General features: G+C 62.2%; 23 protein-coding genes. 15 read left to right on the top strand and 8 right to left on the bottom strand.

Annotation, left to right across the window (positions count from 1 at the left end):
* Window positions 1-53: 53 nt before the first annotated feature.
* From iscR to iscX, 9 genes are read left to right on the top strand one after another with little or no spacing between them, the layout of a single operon-like run.
* Window positions 54-536, top strand: a complete 483-nt coding sequence (gene iscR / locus CEW83_RS04910) for a Fe-S cluster assembly transcriptional regulator IscR (RefSeq protein ID WP_108948338.1) — start codon at window positions 54-56, stop codon at window positions 534-536.
* A gap of 13 nt (window positions 537-549) precedes the next feature.
* Entirely contained in the window at window positions 550-1,698 is a 1,149-nt protein-coding gene (locus CEW83_RS04905) for a cysteine desulfurase family protein (protein WP_108948337.1), read from the top strand.
* Between the two features lie 33 nt (window positions 1,699-1,731).
* Entirely contained in the window at window positions 1,732-2,940 is a 1,209-nt protein-coding gene (locus tag CEW83_RS04900; RefSeq protein ID WP_199915282.1) for an IscS subfamily cysteine desulfurase, read from the top strand.
* Window positions 2,941-2,963: 23 nt separating this feature from the next.
* Window positions 2,964-3,347 carry a Fe-S cluster assembly scaffold IscU gene (gene iscU, locus CEW83_RS04895; RefSeq protein ID WP_108948335.1) on the top strand — a complete coding sequence of 128 codons (384 nt, stop codon included), beginning with the start codon at window positions 2,964-2,966 and terminating at the stop codon, window positions 3,345-3,347.
* A 14-nt stretch (window positions 3,348-3,361) separates the two neighbouring features.
* Window positions 3,362-3,685: an iron-sulfur cluster assembly protein IscA gene (iscA, locus tag CEW83_RS04890; protein WP_108951212.1), complete on the top strand. Its 324-nt coding sequence runs from the start codon at window positions 3,362-3,364 to the stop codon at window positions 3,683-3,685.
* A 26-nt stretch (window positions 3,686-3,711) separates the two neighbouring features.
* The gene (gene hscB, locus CEW83_RS04885; protein WP_108948334.1) at window positions 3,712-4,245 is read left to right on the top strand and encodes a Fe-S protein assembly co-chaperone HscB; all 534 of its coding nucleotides are present in this window, start codon (window positions 3,712-3,714) and stop codon (window positions 4,243-4,245) included.
* Between the two features lie 15 nt (window positions 4,246-4,260).
* Entirely contained in the window at window positions 4,261-6,132 is a 1,872-nt protein-coding gene (hscA, locus tag CEW83_RS04880; RefSeq protein WP_108948333.1) for a Fe-S protein assembly chaperone HscA, read from the top strand.
* Window positions 6,129-6,470 (top strand): ISC system 2Fe-2S type ferredoxin, encoded by a 342-nt coding sequence (fdx, locus tag CEW83_RS04875; RefSeq protein ID WP_108948332.1) that lies wholly within the window; start codon window positions 6,129-6,131, stop codon window positions 6,468-6,470. The genes hscA and fdx overlap by 4 nt, the downstream gene beginning before the upstream one ends.
* Window positions 6,470-6,664 (top strand): Fe-S cluster assembly protein IscX, encoded by a 195-nt coding sequence (gene iscX / locus CEW83_RS04870; RefSeq protein WP_108948331.1) that lies wholly within the window; start codon window positions 6,470-6,472, stop codon window positions 6,662-6,664. The genes fdx and iscX overlap by 1 nt, the downstream gene beginning before the upstream one ends.
* Window positions 6,665-6,808: 144 nt before the next feature.
* Here the strand turns inward: iscX and CEW83_RS04865 are convergent, their stop codons facing one another.
* The 6 genes from CEW83_RS04865 to dapC all read right to left on the bottom strand — a co-directional run bounded on the left by CEW83_RS04865 (window position 6,809) and on the right by dapC (window position 12,735).
* Complete coding sequence (locus CEW83_RS04865; protein ID WP_108951211.1) at window positions 6,809-7,267, bottom strand: response regulator; 459 nt, start codon at window positions 7,265-7,267, stop codon at window positions 6,809-6,811.
* 60 nt (window positions 7,268-7,327) lie between these two features.
* Window positions 7,328-8,287, bottom strand: coding sequence for a 50S ribosomal protein L3 N(5)-glutamine methyltransferase (gene prmB, locus CEW83_RS04860; protein ID WP_108948330.1), 960 nt, complete (start codon window positions 8,285-8,287; stop codon window positions 7,328-7,330).
* Between the two features lie 7 nt (window positions 8,288-8,294).
* On the bottom strand, window positions 8,295-9,437 hold the full coding sequence (gene dapE, locus CEW83_RS04855) for a succinyl-diaminopimelate desuccinylase (protein WP_108951210.1): 1,143 nt from the start codon (window positions 9,435-9,437) through the stop codon (window positions 8,295-8,297).
* Window positions 9,438-9,461: 24 nt separating this feature from the next.
* A complete protein-coding gene (locus tag CEW83_RS04850; protein ID WP_108948329.1) occupies window positions 9,462-10,640 on the bottom strand; it encodes a PilT/PilU family type 4a pilus ATPase in 1,179 nt (392 codons plus the stop codon).
* A 68-nt stretch (window positions 10,641-10,708) separates the two neighbouring features.
* Complete coding sequence (gene dapD, locus CEW83_RS04845) at window positions 10,709-11,527, bottom strand: 2,3,4,5-tetrahydropyridine-2,6-dicarboxylate N-succinyltransferase (protein WP_108948328.1); 819 nt, start codon at window positions 11,525-11,527, stop codon at window positions 10,709-10,711.
* Between the two features lie 14 nt (window positions 11,528-11,541).
* Window positions 11,542-12,735 carry a succinyldiaminopimelate transaminase gene (dapC, locus tag CEW83_RS04840; RefSeq protein WP_108948327.1) on the bottom strand — a complete coding sequence of 398 codons (1,194 nt, stop codon included), beginning with the start codon at window positions 12,733-12,735 and terminating at the stop codon, window positions 11,542-11,544.
* Between the two features lie 137 nt (window positions 12,736-12,872).
* On the opposite strand from dapC, the gene smc reads away from it, so the two are divergent.
* The 4 genes from smc to galU all read left to right on the top strand — a co-directional run bounded on the left by smc (window position 12,873) and on the right by galU (window position 20,565).
* Window positions 12,873-16,409, top strand: a complete 3,537-nt coding sequence (gene smc, locus CEW83_RS04835; RefSeq protein ID WP_108948326.1) for a chromosome segregation protein SMC — start codon at window positions 12,873-12,875, stop codon at window positions 16,407-16,409.
* Between the two features lie 14 nt (window positions 16,410-16,423).
* On the top strand, window positions 16,424-17,533 hold the full coding sequence (locus tag CEW83_RS04830; protein WP_108948325.1) for a cell division protein ZipA C-terminal FtsZ-binding domain-containing protein: 1,110 nt from the start codon (window positions 16,424-16,426) through the stop codon (window positions 17,531-17,533).
* Entirely contained in the window at window positions 17,533-19,596 is a 2,064-nt protein-coding gene (ligA, locus tag CEW83_RS04825; RefSeq protein WP_108951209.1) for an NAD-dependent DNA ligase LigA, read from the top strand. Before CEW83_RS04830 ends, ligA begins: the two co-directional genes overlap by 1 nt.
* 66 nt (window positions 19,597-19,662) lie before the next feature.
* The gene (galU, locus tag CEW83_RS04820; RefSeq protein WP_108948324.1) at window positions 19,663-20,565 is read left to right on the top strand and encodes a UTP--glucose-1-phosphate uridylyltransferase GalU; all 903 of its coding nucleotides are present in this window, start codon (window positions 19,663-19,665) and stop codon (window positions 20,563-20,565) included.
* Window positions 20,566-20,757: 192 nt separating this feature from the next.
* Here the strand turns inward: galU and typA are convergent, their stop codons facing one another.
* Window positions 20,758-22,575: a translational GTPase TypA gene (typA, locus tag CEW83_RS04815; protein WP_108948323.1), complete on the bottom strand. Its 1,818-nt coding sequence runs from the start codon at window positions 22,573-22,575 to the stop codon at window positions 20,758-20,760.
* A 151-nt stretch (window positions 22,576-22,726) separates the two neighbouring features.
* Here typA and CEW83_RS04810 point away from each other — a divergent pair, with 151 nt between their 5' ends.
* A complete protein-coding gene (locus tag CEW83_RS04810; RefSeq protein ID WP_108948322.1) occupies window positions 22,727-23,464 on the top strand; it encodes an S-methyl-5'-thioinosine phosphorylase in 738 nt (245 codons plus the stop codon).
* A gap of 60 nt (window positions 23,465-23,524) precedes the next feature.
* Window positions 23,525-24,034, top strand: coding sequence for a TIGR00645 family protein (locus CEW83_RS04805; protein WP_108948321.1), 510 nt, complete (start codon window positions 23,525-23,527; stop codon window positions 24,032-24,034).
* A gap of 67 nt (window positions 24,035-24,101) precedes the next feature.
* Here the strand turns inward: CEW83_RS04805 and CEW83_RS04800 are convergent, their stop codons facing one another.
* The gene (locus CEW83_RS04800) at window positions 24,102-26,675 is read right to left on the bottom strand and encodes a [protein-PII] uridylyltransferase (RefSeq protein WP_108948320.1); all 2,574 of its coding nucleotides are present in this window, start codon (window positions 26,673-26,675) and stop codon (window positions 24,102-24,104) included.
* Between the last annotated feature and the right edge of the window lie 10 nt (window positions 26,676-26,685).

The raw sequence follows: 26,685 nt of genomic DNA, 5'->3' as shown, positions 1-26,685 counted from the left end.
GAAATGTTCGGGTATTCGCCCGTTTGCCCTCAATTCTGCTTCGAGGAATCATCATGAGACTCACGACTAAAGGTCGCTTTGCCGTTACGGCGATGATCGATCTGGCTGCGCGACAGGCGGACGGTCCGGTTACCCTCGCCGGCATCGCCGAGCGCCAGAAGATCTCTCTGTCCTATCTGGAGCAGTTGTTCGGCAAGCTCCGTCGCTACAAGCTGGTGACGAGTGTGCGTGGTCCCGGTGGTGGATATCGTCTCGCGCGCGACATGCGCTCGATCACGGTAACCGACATCATCATTGCGGTCGACGAGCCGCTTGATGCGACAATGTGCGGTGGTAAGCAGAATTGCCACGACGAGCATCGATGCCTGACGCACGACCTGTGGACCAATCTCAACAAGCGCATGTACGCCTATCTGGATTCGGTGACGCTCGGCGCGCTGGTTGCGCGTGAAGTGAAGCCCGATCCGGATGTGAACGTGCTGCGTGAAGTGCGTCGTCGCGCAGCGAGCACGTTGCAAGACGTGGCGACGGCCTGAACAGGTGACTAGCATGTTTGCCCCGGTATACCTCGACTGGAATGCGAGTGCACCGCTCGATCCGGCGGTGCGCGAGGCAATGCTGCCCTGGCTTGGCGAACGCTTCGGCAACGCTTCGAGCCGTCACGAGTACGGTCGTCAGGCGCGCGCCGCAATCGACACTGCGCGCGCTCAGGTGGCGGCGGCGGTGAACGCGCATCCGACCGAGGTGGTATTTACCAGCGGTGGGTCGGAAGCCAACAATCTCTTCATCAAGGGTGCAGCCGCCATGATGAAACCTGGCCTGGTGGCGGTCAGTGCGGTCGAGCACCCCTGTGTGCGGGAGCCTGCACGGCAGCTGCGTCGCAGCGGCTGGGTGATGCGAGAAGTGGGTGTGGATGCCGAAGGGCGTCTGCGCGCAGATGACTGGCGCTCGACGCTTGAAGCCAGGCCTTCTCTGGTCTCCGTCATGCTGGCGAACAACGAGACCGGTGTGCTGCAGGACGTGCGCGCCCATGCAGCCGAGGCCCGCGCCGGTGGTGCTTACATGCACACGGATGCGGTGCAGGCCCTTGGCAAGATCGAAGTTGATTTCCGTGCGCTGGGCGCCAATGCAATGACGCTGTCGGCGCACAAGATCGGTGGTCCGGTAGGTGCCGGTGCCCTGATCGTGGACAAGCGGGTTGAACTCGCCCCCCTGATCGCCGGCGGTGGTCAGGAGCGCGGGCTGCGCTCGGGTACCGAGAACGTGGCTGCAATCGTCGGTTTCGGCCTTGCCTGCGAGCTTGCGGCAAAGCGTCAGCGCGAAGAGCATGATCGCCTGCTTGTCCTGCGTGAGCGCCTTGAGCAGTCGCTTGCCGCCACCGGCGCAGTACTGTTTTCGAAGGCGGGCGAGCGCTTGCCGAACACCAGCTTTTTCGGCTTTGAAGGGCTTGATGGTGAAACCCTGGTGGGCAAACTGGATCGTGCAGGTTTTGCCTGTGCGAGCGGTTCCGCCTGCTCCAGCGCCAACCCGGAGCCATCGCACGCGCTGCTGGCAATGGGCGTGGCGCCTGAGTTGGCCCGGTCGGCGGTCCGGGTCAGCCTTGGTCGTGATACCACCGCTCAGCAGCTTGCCGATTTTGACACTGCGCTGGCACGTATCGTGCACGAATTGAGAAACCTGGCTGCAATGGCAGCCTGACAAGACATAACGAATCCGCGGAGAAACGCAATGCTGAAGTTCCCGATCTATCTCGACTACTCTGCGACCACGCCGGTCGATCCCCGAGTGGCCGCAGCCATGATTCCCTGGCTTACCGAGCAGTTCGGTAACCCCGCCAGCCGCTCGCATGCATACGGGTGGTCGGCAGAGAAGGCGGTCGAGGACGCACGCGAACAGGTCGCCGCACTGGTGGGTGCCGATTCGAAAGAGATCGTCTGGACCTCGGGTGCAACCGAATCCAACAACCTTGCGATCAAGGGTGCAGCGCACTTCTACAAGGGCAAGGGCAAGCACATCATTACCCTGAAGACCGAACACAAGGCGGTGCTGGACACCTTCCGCGAACTTGAGCGTGAAGGTTTCGAGGCCACCTATCTCGACGTGCAGGAAAACGGTCTGGTCGATCTCGAGGTGTTCAAGGCTGCGCTGCGTCCGGACACCATCCTGGTTTCGGTGATGTTCGTGAACAACGAAGTCGGCGTGATCCAGCCGATCGCCGAGATCGGCGAGATCTGCCGTGAGAAGGGCATCATCTTTCATGTTGATGCAGCGCAGGCGACGGGTAAGGTCGAGATTGACTTGAACACGCTCAAGGTCGATCTGATGAGCTTCTCGGCGCACAAGACCTATGGCCCGAAAGGCATTGGCGCGCTGTACGTCCGACGCAAACCGCGTGTCCGTCTCGAGGCGCAGATGCACGGCGGCGGTCATGAGCGTGGTTTGCGCTCGGGCACCTTGGCCACGCATCAGATCGTCGGCATGGGCGAGGCCTTCCGTATTGCACGTGAGGAGATGAGCACCGAAAATACGCGCATTCGCGAACTCCGCGACCGCCTGCTCAAAGGGCTGACGGACATCGAGGCAACCTATGTGAATGGCGATCTCGAGCATCGCGTTCCGCATAACCTGAACATTTCCTTCGCATACGTCGAAGGCGAGTCCCTGATCATGGCGATCAAGGATATTGCGGTCTCGTCCGGGTCGGCGTGTACGTCGGCCAGCCTTGAGCCGTCCTACGTACTGCGCGCGCTGGGGCGCAACGACGAACTGGCTCACAGCTCGATTCGTTTCACCATCGGCCGTTTCACCACCGAAGAAGAAATCGACTTCACCATCGACCTGCTGCACAAGAAGATCGGCAAGCTGCGCGAGCTTTCCCCGCTTTGGGAAATGTTCAAGGACGGCGTCGATCTCGATTCCGTGCAGTGGGCTGCGCACTAAAATACAGAATCAGGAGAACGAAAATGGCATACAGCGAAAAAGTTCTGGACCACTACGAAAACCCGCGTAACGTCGGATCGTTTGCCAAGGACGACGACAGCGTTGCGACCGGCATGGTCGGCGCGCCCGCCTGTGGCGACGTGATGAAGTTGCAGATCAAGGTTGGCAAGGACGGCGTGATCGAAGATGCCAAGTTCAAGACCTACGGCTGTGGCTCGGCTATCGCGTCGAGCTCGCTCGTCACCGAGTGGGTGAAGGGCAAGACGATCGATCAGGCCCTCGAGATCAAGAACACGCAGATCGCAGAGGAACTGGCGTTGCCGCCGGTCAAGATCCACTGTTCGATCCTGGCCGAGGACGCCATCAAGGCGGCCGTTGCCGACTACAAGAAGAAGCACGAAGCCTGAGCAGGAGGTTCATGATGGGCGTCACTCTTTCCGAAAGCGCAGCCAAGCACGTTGCCAATTTCATCGCCAAGCGCGGCAAAGGCTTGGGTATCAGACTTGGGGTGAAGACCTCGGGCTGTTCCGGCATGGCATACAAGCTTGAGTTCGTTGACGAGGCGCTGACTGAAGACCTCGTGTTCGACAGCCATGGCGTCAAGGTCATCGTGGACCCGAAGAGCCTTGTGTATCTTGAAGGCACCGAACTCGACTTCGTACGTGAAGGGCTGAACGAAGGCTTCAAGTTCAACAACCCAAACGTCAAGGACGCGTGTGGTTGCGGCGAAAGCTTCAACGTCTGACGGTTTGAACGGAAGCACATGACGGCATGAGCATCGACCTGACGCAGGATTTCTTCTCCCTATTCGGCCTGCCGCGCCGTTTCGAACTGGATGAGCCGAAGCTGGATCATGCCTGGCATGAGCTCCAGTCCCAGGTTCATCCGGATCGTCACGCACACCTTTCCGACCTCGAGAAGCGCCGCTCCATGCAGTGGGCGACGCGAGTAAACGAAGGTTTTCGTACCTTGAAGAAGCCCTTGCCGCGTGCCCAGTACCTGCTTGAACTGGCAGGTATCGACGCCGGCCTGGAGACCAACACCGCGATGTCCCCCGAGTTCCTCATGGAACAGATGGAGTGGCGTGAAGCGGTCGAAGAGGCCCGCCAGGCGGGCGAGATCGATGAGCTCGAGCAACTGCACCAGCGCTTGCGTGGGCACTCGCGAGAAGTGATGGGCAGCCTTGCCCGCGAACTCGACGAAGCACAGGATTATGCGGCCGCGGCCGATACGGTGCGTCGCCTGATGTTCATCGAGAAACTTCAAAACGAGATTGACGACGCCCTCGAGGCACTCGAAACCTGAATCTGGAATTCCCTGATGGCACTGTTGCAGATCGCAGAACCCGGAATGTCCACCGAGCCGCACAAGCACCGGCTCGCGGTGGGTATCGACCTCGGCACCACAAACTCGCTGGTCGCCACGGTGCGCAACAGCATCGCGGTGTGCCTTGCCGATGAAACGGGCCGTTCGATGCTGCCTTCCATCGTGCGATATCGCGCCGATGGCAGCATCGATGTCGGTCAGTCGGCGATTCAGGCGCAGGCAAGCGACCCGCGCAACACGATCGTGTCGGTCAAGCGTTTCATGGGGCGCGGGCTCAAGGATGTAGCTCACGTCGAAACCATGCCTTACGACTTCGAGGACAGCCCCGGCATGGTGCGTTTGCGCACCGTGCAGGGGGTGAAGAGCCCGGTCGAAATTTCTGCAGAGATCCTGCGCACCCTGCGTCTGCGTGCGGAGGCGAGCCTTGGCGGTGCGTTGAGCGGCGCGGTGATCACGGTTCCGGCCTATTTTGACGATGCCCAGCGTCAGGCCACGAAGGACGCGGCCCGCCTGGCCGGGCTGGATGTACTGCGACTGCTTAACGAACCGACCGCTGCTGCAGTGGCCTATGGGCTCGATAACGCGGCCGAAGGCACGTATGCGGTGTACGACCTTGGCGGCGGCACTTTCGATCTGTCCATTCTCAAGCTGTCACGTGGCGTGTTCGAGGTGCTGTCGACCAACGGCGACGCATCGCTCGGCGGTGACGACTTCGATCATCGGCTGTTCTGCTGGATTCTCGAAGAATCGAAGTTGCCGCCGCTGTCATCCACTGACTCGCGTCGTCTGCAGATCAAGGCGCGCGAGGCGAAGGAGTTGCTGACGGCCTGTGAAGAGGCGCCAATCCACCTTGTGCTGAGCACGGGCGAGGAGATCAACCTGGTCATCAGTCGTGACCAGTTCGCGCAACTCACCCGTCACCTGGTGCAGAAAACCCTCGGTCCGGTACGCAAGGCGCTGCGCGATGCAGGCCTGAGCCCGGAAGAGATCAAGGGCGTGGTGATGGTGGGCGGTGCGACGCGCATGCCTCACATCCAGCGCGCAGTTGCCGAATATTTCGGGCAAGAGCCGCTGACCAACCTCGACCCCGACAAGGTCGTGGCACTTGGTGCCGCCATGCAGGCGAATGCGCTGGTCGGCAACCGCAAGGAAGATGACGAGGACTGGCTCCTGCTCGACGTTATCCCGCTGTCGCTCGGCCTGGAAACCATGGGCGGCCTGGTGGAGAAGGTCGTGCCCCGGAATGCGACGCTGCCGATAGCACGCGCTCAGGAGTTCACGACCTTCAAGGATGGTCAGACCGCCATGGCTTTCCACGTGGTTCAGGGCGAGCGCGAACTGGTGTCGGATTGCCGGTCGCTGGCGCGCTTCGAGCTGCGCGGGATTCCGCCGATGGTGGCGGGTGCAGCCCGCATCCGGGTGGCTTTCCAGGTGGATGCCGATGGATTGCTGTCGGTGTCTGCACGTGAGATGTCCTCGGGCGTCGAGGCCAGTGTGCTGGTGAAGCCGTCCTACGGCCTGTCCGACGACGAGATCGCTGGGATGTTGCAGGCCGGTGTCGAACGCGCCGGGGACGATCTCGTTGCGCGTGCGCTGCGCGAGCAGCAGGTCGAGGCCGACCGTGTCATTGAAGCGACCGAGCAGGCGCTGCTCAAGGATGGACAGTTGCTCGACGACGGCGAAAGAGCGCAGATCGATGAAGTGCTTGCCCGTTTGCGCAGTCTGCGCGACGGCGAGGATCATCGCGCAATCAAGGCCGGGATCGAGGCGCTTGCCAAAGCTACCGACGAATTTGCCGCGCGGCGCATGGACAGCAGCATCCGTTCTGCGCTTGCCGGTCACAAGATAGATGAGATTCCTGTATGACCCAGATTATTGTGCTGCCGCATGTCGAACTGTGCCCGGAGGGGACGGTTCTGGAGGTTGCCGAAGGCACCACCATCTGTGACGGCCTGCTTGAAAATGGCATCGAGATCGAGCACGCATGCGAGAAGTCCTGTGCCTGCACGACCTGCCACGTGATCGTGCGTGAGGGTTTTTCCTCGCTCGGAGAAGCGGAAGAAGAGGAGGAAGATCTGCTGGACAAGGCCTGGGGCCTGGAGCCGCAGTCCCGACTCTCCTGTCAGGCTGTCGTCCGTGCCGTTCCGCTGGTGGTCGAGATTCCCCGTTACACCATCAACATGGCCAGGGAGGGCAAGCACTGATGAAATGGACTGAAGTTCAGGAGATCGGCATCCAGCTTGCCGATGCACATCCGGATGTCGACCCGACCAAGGTGAATTTTGTCGACCTGATGAACTGGGTGCTCGCCTTGCCCGAGTTTGATGACGACGCCAAGCACTGTGGCGAACGCATTCTCGAAGGCATTCAGCAGGCCTGGATCGATGAGCTGAGCTAAGCGCTCAGTCGGCGACATTGGGCGACAGCCCGGAGTCGCAAGGAAGAAGACCCGCAGGCGTCAAGCTGAGCGGGTCTTTTTTTGCGCATCAGGCGAGCGGCTGCACAGGGTGTTGCCTGCGCGTGAGCGGGCCTGTGCAGTTGATCAGTACGGGCTGTTTGCCGCGCTTTCGGGTGTTTCATTGAGCGTCAGCCAGTACAGGGCAATCTGGCTGACGGCGTGAATGAAGCGCTCGTAGTCCACCGGCTTACGAATATAGCTGTTGGCGCCGAGCCGGTAGGCCTGCTGGATGTCCTGGATTTCGCGCGATGTCGTGAGCACCACCACCGGGAGCATCGCGGTGTGCTCTTCGGCACGAATGCGCCGCAGCACTTCCAGGCCGTCGATGCGGGGCAGTTTGAGGTCGAGCAGAATCAGCACCGGCATGACGGTCATGTCCCGCCCCTGATGTGAGCCGGTTCCGGTGAGGTAGTCGATGGCCTCGACGCCATCTCTGGCCACGACAACGGGATTGGTGATCCGGTTCTTCGTGAACGCGCGTAGCGTCAGGGCCTCGTCATCGGGGTTGTCCTCGATCAGCAGAATCGGGCGGTCCATCGCCATCTTGTTCTCTCCCCGAACGTGCCGGTCTGCCATGCAGGCCGGCACGGAATTCCGGCGCGCTCAGTCCTGGGCGCCCGGCAGATCTTCTCGTCGCAGAATGAATACCATGTCTTCGCCCCCGCGTGTGCTGAGCCAGTTGAACGGCAGTTCCGGGAATGCACTTTCCACCAGTTCACGATTGTGCCCGACTTCCACCGCGAGTATCCCCTCGGGGTGGAGATGACTGGCCGCCTCCGCGATCAATGTTCGCACGATGTCGAGTCCGTCGCTACCGGCTGCCAGCGCCATTTCGGGCTCGTGGCGGTATTCGGCGGGCAGGGCTGCCATTGCATCGGCCGTGACGTAGGGCGGGTTGCTCAGGATCAGGTCGAAACGACGGTCGCCGACATTGCTGAACACGTCGCTGTGGATCAGTTCGACCTGATCGCCAAGGCCGTAGTCGTCTACGTTGCGGCGGGCGACGGCCAGCGCGTCTTCGGAAAGGTCGACCGCAGCGATGTCGGCGTTGGGGAAGACGTGTGCCATCAGGATGGCAAGGCAGCCAGAACCGGTGCACAGGTCGAGTGCGCTGGTGACCGTGTCGGGGTCCTCGATCCAGGGCGAGAACCCTTCGTCGAGCAGTTCGGCAAAGAAGGAGCGCGGCACGATCACACGTTCATCGACGTAGAAGCGGAAATCCCCGAGCCAGGCTTCCTTGACCAGATAGGCCGTGGGTACGCGTTCGACGACGCGGCGCTCGATGTTATCGAACAGTGCAACGCGCTCATCGGACGGAATGCAGGCGTCGAGGAAGGGGTCGAGGCGGTCGATCGGGAGCGCGAGCGAGGACAGGATCAGCCATGCGGCTTCGTCGAAAACGCTGGTGACGCCGTGTCCGCAAAAAACCTGGCCGCGATTGAAACGGGTGACGGCGTAGCGTAGCCAGTCGCGTACGGTAACGAGTTCGGCAAGCGGGCCACTTTCGTGCTCGTGGTCGTGATCGTGTTCGTCGTGCTCGTGAGCGTCGGTGTCTTGGGTCATGTCAGGGTCAGGCAGCCAGTAGGGTGCGCAGGGTGCGCATGTAAACGGTGGAAAGCGGTGCGATCGCATCAACTGCGACACACTCGTTCAGTTTGTGGATGGTGGCGTTGACGGGGCCGAACTCGACGACTTCGCTGCAGACATCTGCAATGAAACGACCGTCCGAAGTGCCACCGGTGGTGGATAGCTCGGTTTCGACGCCGAGCGTTTCGCTGATCGCGCCCGACAGTGCGGCGACCAGCTTGCCACGACCGGTGATGAAGGGCTTGCCCGAGAGGTGCCAGTCGATCGTGTATTCGAGTCCGTGGCGGTCGAGCACTTCATGCGTGCGCGCCTTCAGTTCATCTGCGGTCGACACCGAAGCGAAGCGGAAATTGAACATCACTTCGCATTCGCCGGGAATCACATTGTTGGCGCCGGTTCCGGCGTGGATATTGGAGACCTGCCAGGTGGTTGCGGGAAAGAACTCGTTGCCTTCATCCCAGCGGATGGTGGTGAGTTCGGCCAGCGCGGGTGCGAGCATGTGGATCGGATTGCGTGCCAGCTGCGGGTAGGCGACGTGTCCCTGCTGGCCCTTGACGCGAAGGGTGCCGGAGAGCGAACCGCGGCGGCCATTCTTGATGGTGTCACCCAGGGTGTTCACCGAGGTGGGTTCGCCAACGATGCAGTAGTCGAGCCGTTCGCCGCGCGCAGCGAGCGCTTCGACGACCTTGACCGTGCCGTGGGAGGCAATGCCTTCCTCGTCTGACGTAAGCAGCAGCGCAATGCTGCCACTGTGGTTCGGGTGATCGGCAATGAACTGCTCGATCGAGGTCACGAAGGCGGCGAGCGAGGTTTTCATGTCGGCCGCGCCACGGCCATAGAGCATGCCGTCGCGAATGGTGGGCTCGAACGGGGGGCTGTCCCAGCGCTCGAGCGGGCCGGTCGGGACAACGTCGGTGTGACCGGCAAAGCACAGTACCGGAGCCTGTTCTCCGCGGCGTGCCCAAAGGTTGCAGACGCCGCCGACATCGATACGTTCAAAGCGAAAGCCCAGCGGGGCGAGACGCGCCTGGATCAGGTCCAGGCAGCCTGCATCCTCGGGGGTTTCCGAGGCGCGTGAAATCAGGTCGCAGGCAAGTGCCAGCGTCGGTTCGTTGGGGAGGGGCATGTTCATGTTTTATTGTGTGCGGTGCTAGCCGTTGCCGTCCAGGTGCAGGGTGAATTCACGGAAGGAGGCGCCGTCGGGCTGGGTGCTCTCGAAGTCCGTGATCTGCGGGGCCGGTTTTTCGTTGTCGGTCTTGGCGTTGGGGTTGAACTGGGCGTTGTTGATCAGCCACGACAGGTTGGTTGGCGAATCGGAGTTGGCAAGGGCCTCGTCGAGGGTGATGATCTTTTCGTGATAGAGACGGAACAGATCCTGCTCGAAGGTCTGTGAGCCGGGGGCAAGGCTTTGCTCCATGGCTTCCTTCACCGCATTGATTTCGCCACGTTCGATCAGTTCCGCCACATGACGGGTGTTCATCAGGGTCTCAACTGCCGGAATCCGCCTTCCGTCGGGTTTGCGGACCAGGCGCTGCGAGATGATGCAGCGCAGTGCAACGGAAAGGTCGAGATAAAGGAGGGAGCGGTTCTCCATCGGGAAGAAGTTGGAGATCCGGTTCAGCGCGTGATACGCATTGTTGGCATGCAGGGTGGCGAGGCACAGGTGCCCGGTCTGCGCATAGGCGAGCGCAGCCTGCATGGTTTCCTTGTCCCGAATTTCACCGATCAGGATGCAGTCGGGCGCCTGACGCATGGCGTTGCGCAGGGCTTCGTGCCAGCTATGGGTGTCGATGCCGACTTCGCGCTGGTTGACGACCGACTTGCGGTGCTTGAACAGATACTCGATCGGGTCTTCCACCGTCAGGATATGCCCGGTGCGATTGCGGTTGCGGTGATCGATCATCGACGCAAGCGTGGTCGATTTGCCGGAACCCGTGGCGCCGACAACCAGTACCAGGCCGCGCTTTTCCATCACGACATCATTGAGCGAGCCAGGCAGGCCGAGGCTCTCGATGGTGGGGATATCGCCCTGGATGAATCGCACGACCACGGCAACCGAATTGCGCTGAAGAAACACGTTGACCCGGAAGTTGCCGACATCGCGACGACCGAAGGAGAGGTTCAGCTCCTTGTCGCGCTCGAAGTGCTCGATCTGCTCCGGTGTCATCATCTCGTAGATCATCTTCTGGGTCATGGCGGGATCCATGACCTGCTGATTGATCGGTACGGTATGACCCTGAATCTTGATGTGGATCGGCGCGCCTGCGGTGATGAAGATGTCCGAGGCCTGTTTTTCGGCCATGAGCTGGAAAAGCTTGTCGAAAATCATTGCATCGGACTCCCGGGCAGGTCAATCAAATCCGGGGCCGAAGCCCCGTTGAAGGCAGAAACGTCGGATCAGGCGCGCAGCAGATCGTTGATGGCGGTCTTGGCGCGGGTCTGTGCGTCCACTTTTTTCACGATGACCGCGCAGTACAGGCTGTACTTGCCGCAGGCCGACGGCAGGCTGCCGGGCACGACAACAGCACCGGCCGGGACACGGCCGTAATGCACTTCGCCGGTTTCGCGATCGTAGATCTTGGTGCTCTGGCCAATGTACACGCCCATCGACAGAACGGCGTTCTCTTCGATGATCACGCCTTCGACGACTTCCGAGCGGGCGCCGACGAAGACATTGTCCTCGATGATCACGGGACCGGCCTGAATCGGCTCGAGCACGCCACCGATGCCAACGCCGCCAGACAGGTGCACGTTCTTGCCGATCTGGGCGCAGGAACCAACGGTCGCCCAGGTATCGACCATGGTGCCTTCATCGACGTAGGCGCCGATGTTCACGTAGGAGGGCATCAGCACCACGTTCTTGCCGATGAAGCTGCCCTTGCGTGCGACGGCAGGCGGCACCACGCGGAAGCCGCCTTCACGGAACTGTTCGGGGGTGTAATCGCCGAACTTGGTGGGGACCTTGTCGAAAAAGTTGAGGCTGCCGGCCGGCATGACTTCGTTGTCGCGCAGACGGAAGGAGATCAGAACCGCCTTCTTGATCCACTGGTTAACCACCCACTGGCCATCCTTCTTTTCGGCAACGCGCAGTGTGCCGGCGTCGAGGCCTGCAATCACGCTTTCCACGGCATTGCGGATCTCGGCCGGAGCGGAGGAGGGCGACAGGCTGGCGCGGTTCTCGAAGGCGGTGTCGATGATGGTTTGCAGTTCTTGCATTTGAGGGGACTCTCTTACAGTTTTTGACAGAAGGCGACGATACGTTCCGCCGCTTCCACACATTCGGCGGTGTCGGCCACGAGCGCAATGCGCACGAAGCCGGCGCCGGGGTTGATTCCGCCGGACTCGCGGGCGAGGTAGCTGCCGGGCAGCACCGTCACATTATATTCAGCCTGCAGGCGGCGGGCGAATTCGGTGTCGGGCAGCGGGGTGCGCGCCCACAGGTAGAATCCGGCGTCCGGCAGTTCGACTTCGAGACAGGCTGACAGCATGGGCGTGATGAGGGCGAACTTTTCACGATACAGGCGGCGGTTTTCCGCAACATGGGCTTCGTCATTCCAGGCCGCAATCGAGGTTGCCTGCACAGTATTGCTCATCGCGCAGCCGTGGTATGTGCGGTAGCGCAGGAAGTCCTTGAGAATGCGCGCGTCGCCAGCGACGAATCCCGAACGCAGGCCGGGTACGTTGGAGCGCTTGGACAGGCTGGAGAACATCACAACGTTGCGGAAATCGGTGCGGCCCAGACGGTGAGCCGCCTCGAGTGCCCCGATGGGGCGAGCGTCGTCGTCGAAATAGATCTCCGAATAACACTCGTCCGCCGCAATCACGAAATCGTGCTGGTCGGAGAGGTCGAACAGGCGCTGCCATTCTTCCTGGCTCAGAACGCGCCCGGTCGGATTGCCCGGCGAACACACGAAAACGAGTTGCACGTCGCGCCAGACCTCGTCGGGGATGCTGTCGAAGTCGGACGCAAATCCGTTGTCAGGCACGTTGTTCAGAAATACCGGTTCAGCGCCGGCGAGAAAGGCCGCGCCTTCGTAGATCTGATAGAAAGGGTTCGGACACAGCACCTTGGCGTTCGGGCGCCTGCCGTCAATGACGCACTGACCGAAGGCGAACAGCGCCTCACGCGACCCATTAACCGGCAGTACCTGGCTTGCCGCGTCGATGGTGGGCAAGCCGTAACGTCGCTGCAGCCAGCCGGCGATGGCACCGCGCAACGCATCCGACCCCTGAGTGGTCGGATAAGTCGCGAGTCCGTCGAGGTTGTCCGCCAATGCCTGACGGATGAAGCCCGGCGTCGCATGCTGGGGCTCACCAATCGAAAGCCTGATTGGCTTGAGGTCGGCGGGTGGCGTAATACCCTCGAACAGGTTGCGCAGTTTTTCGAAGGGGTAGGAGTGCAGACGGGTGAGGTTCGGATTCACTTTGGAACACTTTTCATCCGGTTCTGAGGCCGGACCGAGCGGGTCGTAAAGGCCGAAGATGTTATCATGCGCCGCCTTCCCGGCATTACCGAATCCGGGTCTTGTCACCCTGTTTCCCACTCTGCCTGCGCCCCATCGTGCGTCTTTCAAAGCTCAAACTTGCCGGCTTCAAGACCTTCGTCGATCCGACGACCGTGATCATGCCGGGCAACCTGGTAGGGGTTGTCGGTCCCAACGGGTGCGGCAAGTCGAACATCATCGATGCGGTGCGCTGGGTGCTGGGCGAAACTCGGGCGTCCGCGCTGCGCGGCGAGTCGATGCAGGACGTCATCTTCAACGGCTCGACCACTCGCAAGGCGGTGTCGCGCGCAAGCGTGGAGATGGTCTTCGACAACAGCGAGGGCCGGGCGTCGGGGCAGTGGTCGCGCTATGCGGAGATCTCGGTCAAGCGAGTGCTCGACCGCAGTGGCGATTCGAGCTACTACATCAACAACGTTCATGTCCGGCGCAAGGACGTGATTGATGTGTTTCTCGGCACCGGGCTGGGGCCGAGGGCATACGCAATCATCGAGCAGGGCATGATCTCGCGCATCATCGAGGCGCGCCCCGAGGATATCCGTGGCTTTCTCGAAGAAGCCGCAGGGGTCACCAAGTATCGCGAGCGGCGCAAGGAAACCGAAGGCCGCCTGTCGGATGCGCGCGACAACCTCGCCCGTCTGGATGACATCCGCACCGAGCTCGGTGAGCGCATCGGGCACCTCGAGGCACAGGCGGAGGTTGCCGCGCGATACAACGCGCTCAACAACTCGCACATCGAGAAGCAGCAGCTGTTGTGGCTGCTCAAGCGCAACGAGGCGCGATCGGAGCACCAGCGCCTGGTGGAGGAGCTGAACCGGAACAGCCTGCGGATCGACACCGACAGCGCCCGCCTGCAGGAGCTCGACAGCGCCATCGAGGCCAGTCGCGAAGCACATTTTTCCGCCTCCGAAGCGGTGCACCTTGCGCAGAGCGATCTCTTCGCTGTCAGCGCCGAGGTGACCCGGCTCGAAACCGAACTGCAGCACCTTGCCGAGGCGCGCAAGCGTCTTGAGGCCAGTCTTGCACAGCTCGAACTCGATCATGCGCACTGGATCGCTCGCCGCGAAACCATGGGTGGTGAGCGCGAACGCTGGGAAGCGCTCGCCGAGAACGCCTCGATGCGCGCTGAGCAGGCCGAAGGCCGGCATGTCGAGATTGCCGACAGGCTGCCCGATGCGGACGCTGCCCGACAGGCGGCTGATGGCACCGTGGCGGCCGCACGTCGCGAACTCGCCCAGACCGAGCAGCAGTTGCGGGTGGAAGAAGCGAACCGCGCAAGCGCGACACGTGCGCTGGACGCCCTGCAGCAGCGTCGGGCCCGCCTCGAGAGCGAGCGTGGCGCGATTCAGGGGCCGGATGCACGTGAGCTGGCAGAGCGCGAAGCACGCGTAGAGGCGCAGCAGGACGCACTCGAGGAACAGCAGGGGGCGCTCCTCGATCTGCAGGGGCGTTTGCCGGATGCGCAGGCCGGGCTGAAGCAGGCGCTGGATCACGAACGGATGGTTCAACGCCGGCTGACCGAATTGCGCGCCCGGCGCGACGCGCTGGTGCAGCTTCAATCCCGGGTGCAGTCGCAGGGCAAGCTGGGCGACTGGCTCAAGCGCCACGGTTTCGTTGAACTGCCGCCGCTGTGGCGCAGCCTGCGCGTGACCGAAGGCTGGGAGGCCGCGGTCGAGGCCATTCTCCGCGAACGCCTGTCCGCCCTTACGCTCGACGAGGGAAGCGCCGACGAGGTTGCACGCGGAATGCTCGACGAGTTGCCGCCCGAGTCGCTTGCCCTGGCGCTGGGTGGTGTGCCGATGTCCGGAGCGGTCTCATCCCCGCCCGCGGGCACCACGCCGCTGATCGAGCGCGTTCAGTTGCTGGATGAAAATCTGCGTCCGCTGCTGGAAGACTGGCTGCGCGGCTGTTACGCGGTCGAGCACATCGAGGACTGGCTGCCGCGGCGCGGGCAACTCGATGCGGATGTCTGTCTGGTAGGCGCGCGCGGTCAGGTGCTGAGCCGTCATGCCTTGATTCATTTCGTGCCCGACAGCCGCACGCATGGCGTCATGGAGCGTCAGCGTGAGATCGACCAGCTTGCAGAACAACAGCAAATGCTGGAAGACGAAGCCCGTGGTGCGCACGACGCACTGCTGGCGGCCGAGGCAGCAACGGCCGACCTGCAGGAACGCATCAACGGCCTGCGCCGCGAGCTTCAGGGCGCACAGGCACAACTGCATGCCGAGCAGGTGGACGTGCTCAAGCTCAGTCAGGCGCTGAGCCGGGCCGAAGAAAGACGCAGCCAGCTCGAGCGCGACCTGGACGATCTGGTGCGTCTGGAAGCCACCGAGCGCGAGCACCACGCCCGGGCCGAGCTCGAACACGCCCGCGCGACCGAGCTTGCCGAGCTGCAGCGCAATCGGCTCGATGCCGCGAGCGAAGTACTGCAGGAGCGCGAGCAGAGCCTGCGCGAACTGCGTGCGCTGGAGCAGGCCTGCGCCCGGGATCTGCAGGAGGCACGGTTTTCGGAACGCGAGTGTGCCGGCAAGCTCGAAGACATCGCCCGCAATGAGCAGCTTGCCAGCGAACAGCTCGAGCGCATTGCGCGGGAAAGCAAGGCGAGGGGGCAGGAGCTCGAGGCAATCGACGATGTGCGCAGCGCCGATGCACTGCAGTCTGCGCTTGCGCTGCGCACGACCAGGGAGGCCGCGCTGGCTTCGTGCCGTGACGCGCTGGAGCAGATGACGATGAAGCTGCGCCAGGTCGAGGAATTGCGCATGCGCACCGAGCAGGAAGCCGCGCCGGTGCGCAACCGGGTTTCCGAGCTCAGGCTGGCGGTACAGGCGGCAGAACTGGCATCAGCGCAGTTCGATGAGCGCCTGGTCGAAGCGGGGGCGGACGAAGCCGCGCTGGCGCCGCTGCTGGCGTCAGACCTGAAGGAAACGACCCTGCAGCGCGAAGTGGCACGGCTGGGACGTGAAATTGCGGAACTTGGGGCGGTAAACCTTGCCGCACTCGACGAACTGCGGGCGGCATCCGAGCGCAAGGGATACCTGGATGCGCAAACCGAAGACCTCCTCCAGGCCATCGCTACGCTGGAGGATGCCATTCGCCGCATCGACCGCGACACGCGTGAGCAGCTGCAGGAGACCTACAATACCGTCAATATGCAGTTCTCCACCCTGTTCCCGCAGCTGTTCGGGGGCGGGCGCGCAGAGCTGGTGCTGACGGGTGACGAGATTCTCGATGCAGGCATCCAGATAGTGGCCCAGCCGCCGGGCAAGAAGAATGCCTCCATTCATCTGCTTTCGGGCGGAGAAAAGGCGCTGACGGCGATTGCGCTGGTGTTTGCGATGTTCCAGCTCAATCCCGCGCCCTTCTGCATGCTTGACGAGGTTGATGCGCCACTGGACGATACGAATACCGAGCGCTATGGACAGATGGTGAAGCGCATGTCATCGCAGACGCAGTTCATCTTCATCAGTCACAGCAAGATCACGATGGAGATCGCGCAGCAACTGGTCGGGGTGACCATGCAGGAGCAGGGCGTGTCGCGCGTGGTGGAAGTGGATATCGAAGAGGCGTTGCGGATGGCTGAGCCGGCCGCAGCGTAACAACAGGAATAATTATGGACAGCGAACTTCAGATTGGGTTGATCGGTGCGGGTGTCGCAGGCTTCATCGCCATCGTCGCCTACAACAAGTGGCAGGAGCGAAAGCACCGCAAGCAGGCCGAGGAGGCGTTCCGTTCAGATCATCGCGACGTGTTGCTGGAGCCGGGCGAAGGGCCACGTGCAGAGGGTGCATCGGCACGCCGCGAACCTGTCGCAGACGATGTCGCGCCGGCGAGTGCCGCGCCGTCCCGTCCTTACCGCGATCCCGCCCCCAAACGGGTGTTGCCGGATTATCCGGAGGCGCTGGATGTGCGCGCCGACTGCATCATCCGTGTCGAAGCCATCGAGCCGCTCGATGCGTCCCGCCTGTGGGCTGCACAACAGGAAGCGCTGGATGGCCTGAGCAAGGCCGTGCGCTGGTTTGGTTTCGATGACAGCGAGAACCTGTGGCATCGACTGACCCCGCACAGTGCTGGCAGTTACCACTGGTTCTGCGTAGCGCTGCAACTGGTCGACCGGCAGGGTTCGATTGGCGAAGGGGACTACATCCGCTTCTCGGGTGGTGTGCAACGGGTTGCAGAGCAGTTCCTGGCGGTGCCGGCCGGGCTGCCTGCACGCAGTGAAGTGCTGGGCAACGCGACCGAACTCGACCGCTTCTGCGCAGATGTCGATGTGCAGATCGGAATCAACGTCGTCTCCGCCAATGGCCAGCCCTTCCACGGTACCAAGATTCGCGGACTGGCCGAAGCTGAGGGCCTGGTGTTGCGTGGTGACGGCTGTTTCCATGCCTGCGATGAGGAAGGGAACACCCTGTATACCCTGTGCAACCTCGAGCCCACCCTGTTTACATCGGACGGCATGCGCAGCCTTCAGACCAACGGTGTCACGCTGGTGATCGATGTGCCGAGGGTGGCCGATGGTGGTGTGGTGTTCGAACGCATGATGCAGTGTGCAGGCCATCTCGGCAACACGCTTGGCGGCGTCGTGGTCGACGACAATCGTGCGCCCTTCGGACCGGAGGCCGCGGCCCTGATCCGCGCGCAGATCCAGCAGTTTCAGGAACACATGGCCGAGCAGCGTATTCCGGCCGGCGGGTCACTGGCCAGGCGACTGTTTTCTGCATGATGCCGGCTGACAGCAAGACGATCGAGCGTGCAGCCTGGCTGCGCGCCGAACTGGCCCGGCACGAGCACGCCTACTATGTGCTCGACGCGCCGACCATTTCCGATGCCGAGTACGACCGCCTGTTCCAGGAGCTGGAAGGCATCGAAAAGACGTTTCCTGAGCTTGCAAGCCCGGACTCGCCGACACGGCGGGTTGGTGGCAAGCCACTGGCCCAGTTTCCCGCCGTCAGGCACCGCATCCCGATGCTGTCGATCCGCACCGAGACGGACACCGAAGAGAGCGGGGCGCATGCCTTCGATGCGAGGGTGCGCCGCGAACTCGGTCTCGACGAAAGCGATCCGGACGTTGAGTACGCGACCGAGCTCAAGTTTGACGGCCTTGCCATGAGCCTGCGCTACGAGGACGGTGTGCTGGTGCAGGCTGCAACCCGCGGTGACGGCGAGAATGGCGAGGATGTCACCAGCAACGTGCGCACGGTGAGGGCGATTCCGCTGCGTTTGCGCGGTGATGTGCCACCGGTGCTCGAAGTGCGCGGCGAGGTCTACATGCGCCGCGACGACTTCGAAGCGCTCAATGCGCGTCAATCCGCAGCGGGCGAAAAGGTCTTCGTCAATCCCCGCAATGCCGCAGCTGGCAGCATCCGCCAGCTCGATCCGGGTATTGCAGCACGTCGTCCCCTGTCGTTTTTCGCCTACGGGCTCGGTGAAACCGTGGGGTGGAACACGCCGGCCACGCACGCCGGCATTCTCGATGCACTGGAGGCGTTCGGTTTTCCGGTGTGCAAGCATCGTGATGTGGTTGCAGGTGGCGCTGGCCTGGCAGGGTTTCACACCCGGGTCGGCGCGTTGCGTGACAGTCTTGCCTTCGATATCGACGGCGTCGTCTACAAGGTCAATGCGCTTGCCCTGCAGCGCCAGCTTGGCTTCGTGACGCGTGAGCCGCGCTGGGCTGTTGCACACAAGTACCCGGCGCAGGAAGCCGTGACGCGTTTGCGCGGTATCGAGGTGCAGGTGGGGCGCACAGGGGCGGTGACGCCCGTCGCCCGGCTCGAACCCGTGTTCGTCGGCGGGGTGACGGTGACCAATGCCACCCTGCACAATCAGGACGAGATCGATCGTAAGGATATTCGCCTCGGCGACTGGGTCATAGTGCGCCGTGCGGGCGATGTCATCCCCGAGATCGTTGCACCGGTGACCGAGCGTCGTGAGCAGGATCTGCCGCGCTTCAAGCTGCTTGAGAGTCTGCCCCAGCGTGACGGCCTGCCGTGCTGTCCGGTGTGCGGGTCGCATGTGGTCAGGGGAGAGGACGAGGCCGTTGCACGGTGTACTGGCGGGCTCTACTGCCCGGCACAGCGCAAGCAGGCGCTGCTGCATTTTGCCGGTCGCCGTGCAATGGATATCGAGGGGCTGGGCGACAAGCTGGTCGAACAGCTTGTCGATGCCGCGATCATCAAGACCCCGGTCGACATCTATCGCCTCGGCATTCTTGCGCTGGCCAATCTCGAACGCATGGGCGAGAAGTCTGCGCAGAACCTTCTGGCGGCGATCGAGAGGAGCCGTCACACGACACTGGGAAGATTCATCTTCGCGCTTGGCATCCGCAACGTCGGCGAGGCCACGGCGCGCGATCTTGCACTGCATTTCGGCAATCTGGATGCGGTGATGGCGGCTGACGAGACGTGCCTGCAGCAGGTGCCCGACGTCGGCCCGATTGTTGCGAAATGCATCGTCGAATTCTTTGCCGAGGCGCATAACCGCGAAATCATCGAGCAGTTGCGCGCTGCAGGTGTCGAGTGGGCTGAGGGTGAGCCCGCACCTGTCCCTTCTGGCGCACTGGCGGGAAAGGTCTTTGTGCTGACAGGCAGCTTGCCGACGATGAGCCGTGATGAGGCCAAGGCGCTGATCGAGGCCAAGGGCGGCAAGGTGACGGGTTCCGTCTCAAAGAAGACCGATTATCTGGTTGCGGGCGCGGATGCAGGCTCGAAGCTGACGAAGGCGGAGGCGCTGGGTATCGACATTGTCGATGAGGCCGGCCTGCTCTCATTGCTGGCCAGCGCGGGTTAGGGTCTTCCACTTACACGATCAAGCATTCTCAACGTTACAGAACAGGAACACCGAGGAGTCGAATACATGAAGAAAGTCACCAAGGCCGTATTTCCCGTAGCCGGCATGGGCACGCGTTTCTTGCCCGCCACCAAGGCGAGTCCGAAGGAAATGCTGCCGATCGTCGACAAGCCCCTGATCCAGTACGCGGTCGAAGAGGCGGTGGCGGCGGGTATTACCGACATGATCTTCATCACGGGGCGCACCAAGCGCTCGATCGAGGATCACTTCGACAAGGCGTACGAGCTGGAAACCGAGCTCGAGGCACGCGGCAAGAACGAGCTGCTCGAGATCGTCAAGAAGACCGTGCCGAAAGGCGTCAACTGCATCTACATCCGCCAGTCCGAAGCGCTCGGCCTTGGGCATGCGGTGCTGTGCGCAAGCCATGTTGTGAGCGATGAGGCTTTTGCGGTCATCCTCGCCGATGACCTGCTCGACAACCCGGGCTCCTCGTCGGTGATGCAGCAGATGGTTGGTGTCTACAACTACCATCGTTGCTCAGTGCTCGGAACCATGAACGTACCGCGCGAGGAGACCCGCCAGTACGGTATCGTCAGCACCGAGAACCAGAATGGCGACGTACAGCGTGTCACCGGCATCATCGAGAAGCCGAAGCCCGCAGATGCGCCGACCACGCAGGCCGTGGTTGGACGGTACATCCTGACGCCGCGTATCTTCGATCACATTCGTGCGCTCAAGCCGGGCGCCGGTGGCGAGTATCAGCTGACCGATGCGATCGCGTCCCTGCTCAAGGAAGAGGCGGTCCTGTCATACCAGTTCCAGGGTGTGAGATACGATTGTGGCTCCAAGATGGGCTATCTGAAGGCAACCATCGAGCTTGGTCTGCGCCATCACGAGATCGGCGAAGAACTTTCGAGTTACCTCAACGAGCGCTTTGGCGCCGCCGTCACCAAGAAGAAGGACAAGTAAGCGCCGGACTGTCGTCTGCCTTCACGATTCCCCCACGGAAACGTCGAAGGCAGCGCGCGCCCCTGCAGCGGATGCTGAATGTCCCGCTGTGCCGGATGCCTTTCACCCAAGGCGCAGCCGGAAAGGAAAAACGCCCCGCCTGAGTGATCAGGCGGGGCGTTTTGCTGTCAGAATCGGACTGGCTGAACGGGCTTAAGCCGCGTCGCTCTTGGCTGCACGCTTGCGGTCGTTTTCCTTGAGGTGACGCTTGCGCAGGCGGATGTTCTTCGGGGTGATCTCGACGATTTCGTCGTCGGCGATGAACTCGATTGCCGACTCCAGCGACAGACCGATCGGCGGAATCAGGCGAACGGCTTCGTCGGTACCGGACGAACGCACGTTGGTCAGCTGCTTGCCCTTGATCGGGTTGACCACGAGGTCATTGTCGCGGGTGTGGATGCCGATGATCATGCCTTCGTACAGTGCTTCACCCGGGCTCACGAACATGCGGCCGCGATCCTGGAGGTTCCACAGCGCGTAGGCAACTGCGTCGCCGTCGTTCTGCGAGATCAGCACGCCGTTGCGACGCTCGGCCATGGCGCTGGCCATCGGACCGTAGTCATCAAACACGTGGCTGGCCAGGCCGGTACCACGCGTCATGGTGAGGAACTCGCCCTGGAAGCCGATGAGGCCACGCGCGGGGATGCGGTACTCGAGACGGACGCGACCCTTGCCGTCCGGCTGCATGTCCTGCAGTTCGCCACGGCGGCGGCCGAGCTCTTCCATCACGCCGCCCTGGTGATCCTCTTCCACGTCGACGGTCAGCATCTCGTATGGCTCGCACTTGACGCCGTCGATCTCCTTGAACACGACACGCGGGCGACCCACGGCCAGTTCGTAACCTTCGCGACGCATGTTTTCGAGCAGGATGGTCAGGTGCAATTCGCCACGGCCGGAGACTTCGAACACGTCGGAGTCGCTGGTGAAGTTAACCCGCAGTGCGACGTTCTTGAGCAGTTCCTTTTCCAGGCGCTCGCGAATCTGGCGGCTGGTAACGAACTTGCCTTCACGGCCGGCGAGCGGCGAGGAGTTGACCATGAAGTTCATGGTCAGGGTCGGCTCGTCCACCGCGATCGGGGTCATGCCCTCAAGGTTTTCGGGGTCACAGATGGTGACGCCGATGTTGACCTGCGACAGTCCGGCCACGATCACGATGTCGCCGGCTTCGGCGGATTCGGCCGGCGAGCGTTCGAGTCCCTTGAAGGTCAGGATCTGGCTGATCTTGCCCTTGCCACGGTTCTCGTCGCCATACATTACGACGACTTCCTGGTTGGGGCGGACACGACCGCGCTTGATGCGGCCGATACCCATCTGGCCCATGTAGGTCGAGTAGTCCAGCGAGCACACCTGCATCTGCAGCGGGCCGTCCGCATCCACTTCGGGCTGCGGCACGTGCTTGAGGATCGCCTCGAACAGCGGGCGCATGTCGGTGCGCTCGTCGTCTTCGTTGAGCACGGCAAAGCCGTTCAGGCCAGAGGCGTACACGACCGGGAAGTCGAGCTGCTCGTCGGTTGCGCCGAGTTTGTCAAAGAGGTCGAAGGTGTGGTTGATCACCCAGTCGGTACGTGCGCCCGGACGGTCGATCTTGTTCACCACGACGATCGGCTTGAGGCCGAGGGCAAGTGCCTTGCGGGTCACGAAGCGGGTCTGCGGCATCGGGCCTTCGACCGCATCGACCAGCAGCAGCACGCTGTCGACCATCGACAGCACGCGCTCGACTTCACCGCCGAAGTCGGCGTGCCCCGGGGTATCAACGATGTTGATGTGGGTGTCGCCGTACTGAATGGCACAGTTCTTCGACAGAATCGTGATGCCACGTTCCTTCTCGATATCGCCCGAGTCCATGATCCGCTCGCCCATCTGCTGGTTCTCACGGAAGGTGCCGGACTGGCGCAGGAGCTGGTCAACCAGGGTCGTCTTGCCGTGGTCGACGTGGGCAATAATTGCGATGTTGCGGATGGAACGGGACATGGGAAAGGGAAGTCTTTGAAAAGTCGATCATTCTAACACGTGCTATCGCGGCGCAGCATGAATCTTCCGCGTCATTTCGCTTGCGGTCGCGTGCGCGGCGGCAAAGTGGGCGCGTGATAGAATTCGCGCCGTTTTTCAGCGGAGAGTTCTAATGCTCGCAATCATAGGCGGCACCGGTCTGACGCAGCTTTCCAGTCTCGAGATCGTCCGTCGCGAAGTCGTTCGCACCCCTTATGGCGAGCCCTCGGGGGCGCTGACGTTTGGCGCCCTGTGCAACACGCCTGTCGTGTTTCTTGCGCGGCACGGCTATGGCCACACGATTCCGCCGCATCAGGTGAACTATCGAGCGAACATCTGGGCGCTCAAGGAAGCAAAGGCCAGTGCCATCGTGTCGGTGGCTTCGGTGGGCGGCATTCGTGACGACTATGTACCCGGTGCGCTGGTGATCCCGGATCAGATCATCGACTACACCTGGGGGCGCAAGAGCACCTATTTCGACAGCGTCGACAAGCCGGTTCGCCACATCGATTTCACGCGTCCCTACGACGAGGCGCTGCGCCAGCGACTGCTTGCAGCGGCGGCGTCAGCGGGCGAGACCGTGTTTGATGGCGGCGTCTATGCGACCACCCAGGGACCCCGGCTCGAGACTGCGGCCGAGATCAACCGGCTTGAGCGTGACGGCGCCGACCTGGTTGGCATGACCGGCATGCCGGAGGCAGTGCTTGCGCGTGAGCTCGACGTGCCGTATGCGGCGATCAACGTCGTGGTGAACTGCGCGGCAGGGCGTTCGTCGAGCGAGCAGGGCATTCATTTCGACGATATCGAAGTCGTTCTGCAGGCTGCGATGATGCGGGTGCACAATCTGCTGGAGCATATCTGCAAGGACTGAGCGTGGTGTAATGCTGCGCTGCTACAATCCATCGCTGTTCAATTCGCGTTGCGGAAACCCATGAAACGAATCGAAAACGCTTTCGAGCACCTGCTGTTTTCCAGTCGCTGGCTGATGGCACCGGTCTACTTCGGACTGGTGCTGGCCATGGTCGTCCTGCTGATCAAGTTCACCAAGGAAGTGTTTGGGATCTTCGGCAGCATCATGACCGCCACGGGTGGCGATTTGATCATCGGGGTGCTGTCGCTGGTGGACATCGCACTGATCATGAACCTGCTGATCATCATCATGTTCAGCGGTTACGAGAACTTCGTCTCCAAGATGGACGACCTGCACAGCCATCGGGACCGTCCGGACTGGATGGGGCACATCGGCTTCTCGGATCTCAAGATCAAGCTCATCGGCTCGATCGTTGCCATTTCCGGAATCGAGTTGCTCAAGGCCTTCATGAACGTCCAGAACCTGACTGATCGCGAGCTTGGATGGATGGTCGGCATCCACATCACCTTCCTGTTTTCAGGTGTGCTGTATGCGCTGATGGATCGCCTGCACGGCAGCAAAGGGCACTGAACGGTCGCCTGGCGCATCGATGTCTGCAAACAGTCGGGGTGGCTCGTGAGAGCCGCCCCGACTGCGTTTACACCTGCAGCCTGTCGATGAGTTCCTGCTCGATACGCAGGACCCGCGCGTCCTGAGACAGTCCCCCTCCGGTAAGCAGGAAGGTGTCTTCGACGCGTTCGCCAAGTGTTGCAATCTTGGCGGTTTCGACGCTGACGCCATGCTTTGCCAGAATCTCCGCGACGTCGTACAGCAGACCGGGACGGTCCGATGCGGTGAGCGACAGGATGTGGTGACGCCCGGCTTCGTCGGCGCGAAGGCTGACCTTGGGTGTGACCGGAAAGTGTCTGACCTGGCGCGAGACCCGTCCGCTTGCGGGCCGCTGCGGCTCGTCCTGATTCACCAGCAGGATGCTGAGTTCGTGCTCGATGAGGGCGACGATGTCGCGATAGCTCGCACTGCGCCCGCTGTCCTGCAGCATGAAGCTGTCCAGCGCATAGCCGTGACGGGTCGTATGCACCTTGGCATCGAGAATGGTGAAGCCGAGCCGGCCGAAAAAGCCGGTAAGGCGAACGAAGAGATCCTTCTGGTCGCGGGCGAAGACCATGACCTGGACACCATCCTCCTCGTCGGAGACGCGTGCCTTGACGACGGGCTCCTCAGCGTTCGGGCGGAAGTAGAGCACCCTGGTGTGCCAGGCAATCTCCTCGGGCGAATGGCGCATGAAGTACACCGCGTCCAGCTGTGCCCAGAGCGCATCTTCCACGCCCTGGCGCAGGCCGTGGTAGCGCAACAGGTGGCTTGCGTTCTCCTGGCGGTCGTCAAGCCCAAGCGCCTGTTGCGGCGTGGCGCCTCGCAGCAGGCGCTGGGTGGCGAAGAAGAGATCCTCCAGAAGCTTGCCTTTCCATCCGTTCCACACCTTGGGGCTGGTGCCGCGAATGTCTGCGTGCGTCAGAAGATAGAGCGCGGTCAGGCGACGCTCGTCACCCACGGTGGTAGCGAAGGCGTGAATCACATCCGGGTCGGAGGTGTCTTCCTTTTGCGCGACATGCGACATGGTGAGATGGTGCTGAACCAGCCAGACGACCAGTTCGGCGTCATCCTTGTCGATGCCGTGATCGCGGCAGAAATCGCGCGCGTCGGTCATGCCGAGCTTGGAGTGATCGCCGCCACGACCCTTTGCAATATCGTGGAAGAGAGCGGCGATGTAGAGCAGCCAGTAGCGATCGAAGCCGAGGATGAGGCGGGTCATCAGCGGGTATTCATGCGCATGCTCGCCCATGCTGAAGCGGCGGACGTTGCGCAGGACCATGAGGATGTGCTGATCGACCGTGTAGGCATGAAACAGGTCGTGCTGCATCTGGCACAGAATTTTGCGCCAGGGCGGCAGGTAGCGCGACATGATGCCGTACTGATTCATCTGCCTGAAAGCGTGAACGACGCCGCGCTTCTGAGTCACGATCTCCATGAAGAGGGCGCGATTCCTTGGGTCGGCTCGAAACGCCGCGTTGACGCGCTTGCGATTGAGCCATACGGCGCGCAGCGTTCGCGCGGTCATCCCCTTCAGTTCGGAGCGCTGCTCGAGCAGCAGGAAGCACTCGAGCAGGGCGGACGGCGTGCGCTCGAAAACGTTGTCATTGCGGATGTCCAGCAGCTCGCGAACCGCCTGAAAGCGGCTGTTGATGACGATCGCAGGTGAGTTGCGGTCCGGGAAGATCTCCGTGCCGTAGTTCTGCAGCAGGATGCCGTTGATCTGGGTGACCGTCTTCGCCGTAAGGTAGTAGCGCTGCATGAGGATTTCGGAGGCGCGCTTTGCGGCGGTGGCCTCGATGCCCATGATGTGGGCCAGTCTTTCCTGATGATCGAACAGCAGTCTGTCCTCGGCGCGGCCCGCGAGATAGTGCAGGCGGATCCGGACGTGCTGAAGGAAGCGTTCGACGTTGCGCAGGTCGCTCGCCTCCTCGCCGGTGATCAGGCGACGGCGGGCAAGTTCGCGCCAGTTTCGGCCCAGTCCCGCCGCGCGCGAGATCCAGCCCAGCATCTGCAGGTCGCGCAAGCCGCCGGGGCTCTCCTTGCAGTTGGGCTCAAGTTCGTAGGGGGTGTCGTGATAGCGGGCGTAGCGCTGCTCCTGTTCGAGCTGCTTGGCCTTGAAGAATGCGCGAACGTCGAGCTGGTCGCGGTAGCGTTCGGTAAAGTCCTTGAACAGCTCGGCGTTGCCCGTGAGCAGGCGTGCCTCGAGCAGCGTGGTCTGCACCGTGATGTCGCCAAGCGACGCGTCGAGACACTCTTCGATGGTGCGCACGCTGTGCCCGATATCCAGGCCAACGTCCCACAGCGCCCCGACCAGCATTGAGAGCTGGGACTGCAGTGCTTCGTCAGGGGGTTCGGGCAGGAGAATCAGCAGGTCGACGTCGGAGCAGGGGAAGAGCTCGCCCCGTCCATAACCGCCCACTGCGACCAGCGCAATGCTGGCCGGAATGCCGCTGGCCTTCCATAGCCGACCGATCGTGCTGTCTACGAGCTTCGACCGGCCATGGAGCAGCTGGGCCGTGAGGGGGTGCGCTTCATAGGCGGCTCGCAGGCTTGCGTGTCCGTCGATCAGGTGCTGGCGTTCGTCGTTGATGGCCTGCTGCAGTGGATCACTTGAGGTCAAAGTTGTCTTT

This window comes from Parazoarcus communis, from assembly GCF_003111645.1.
GTDB classification, from domain to species: domain Bacteria; phylum Pseudomonadota; class Gammaproteobacteria; order Burkholderiales; family Rhodocyclaceae; genus Parazoarcus; species Parazoarcus communis_A.
The sequence above is the reverse complement of the archived record's forward strand: the minus strand, read 5'-3'. Positions and strand labels throughout refer to the sequence as shown.

Bases quoted from the DNA above. Each gene is read 5' to 3' on its own strand.
- iscX (WP_108948331.1), top strand. From the start codon at position 6,470: ATGAAATGGACTGAAGTTCAGGAGATCGGCATCCAGCTTGCCGATGCA.
- hscB (WP_108948334.1), top strand. From the start codon at position 3,712: ATGAGCATCGACCTGACGCAGGATTTCTTCTCCCTATTCGGCCTGCCG.
- CEW83_RS04830 (WP_108948325.1), top strand. From the start codon at position 16,424: ATGGACAGCGAACTTCAGATTGGGTTGATCGGTGCGGGTGTCGCAGGC.
- iscA (WP_108951212.1), top strand. From the start codon at position 3,362: ATGGGCGTCACTCTTTCCGAAAGCGCAGCCAAGCACGTTGCCAATTTC.
- dapE (WP_108951210.1), bottom strand. From the start codon at position 9,437: ATGCCCCTCCCCAACGAACCGACGCTGGCACTTGCCTGCGACCTGATT.
- typA (WP_108948323.1), bottom strand. From the start codon at position 22,575: ATGTCCCGTTCCATCCGCAACATCGCAATTATTGCCCACGTCGACCAC.
- CEW83_RS04805 (WP_108948321.1), top strand. From the start codon at position 23,525: ATGAAACGAATCGAAAACGCTTTCGAGCACCTGCTGTTTTCCAGTCGC.
- CEW83_RS04865 (WP_108951211.1), bottom strand. From the start codon at position 7,267: ATGGCGATGGACCGCCCGATTCTGCTGATCGAGGACAACCCCGATGAC.
- fdx (WP_108948332.1), top strand. From the start codon at position 6,129: ATGACCCAGATTATTGTGCTGCCGCATGTCGAACTGTGCCCGGAGGGG.
- CEW83_RS04850 (WP_108948329.1), bottom strand. From the start codon at position 10,640: ATGATTTTCGACAAGCTTTTCCAGCTCATGGCCGAAAAACAGGCCTCG.
- ligA (WP_108951209.1), top strand. From the start codon at position 17,533: ATGCCGGCTGACAGCAAGACGATCGAGCGTGCAGCCTGGCTGCGCGCC.
- dapD (WP_108948328.1), bottom strand. From the start codon at position 11,527: ATGCAAGAACTGCAAACCATCATCGACACCGCCTTCGAGAACCGCGCC.
- iscR (WP_108948338.1), top strand. From the start codon at position 54: ATGAGACTCACGACTAAAGGTCGCTTTGCCGTTACGGCGATGATCGAT.
- iscU (WP_108948335.1), top strand. From the start codon at position 2,964: ATGGCATACAGCGAAAAAGTTCTGGACCACTACGAAAACCCGCGTAAC.
- galU (WP_108948324.1), top strand. From the start codon at position 19,663: ATGAAGAAAGTCACCAAGGCCGTATTTCCCGTAGCCGGCATGGGCACG.
- CEW83_RS04905 (WP_108948337.1), top strand. From the start codon at position 550: ATGTTTGCCCCGGTATACCTCGACTGGAATGCGAGTGCACCGCTCGAT.
- CEW83_RS04810 (WP_108948322.1), top strand. From the start codon at position 22,727: ATGCTCGCAATCATAGGCGGCACCGGTCTGACGCAGCTTTCCAGTCTC.
- hscA (WP_108948333.1), top strand. From the start codon at position 4,261: ATGGCACTGTTGCAGATCGCAGAACCCGGAATGTCCACCGAGCCGCAC.
- prmB (WP_108948330.1), bottom strand. From the start codon at position 8,287: ATGACCCAAGACACCGACGCTCACGAGCACGACGAACACGATCACGAC.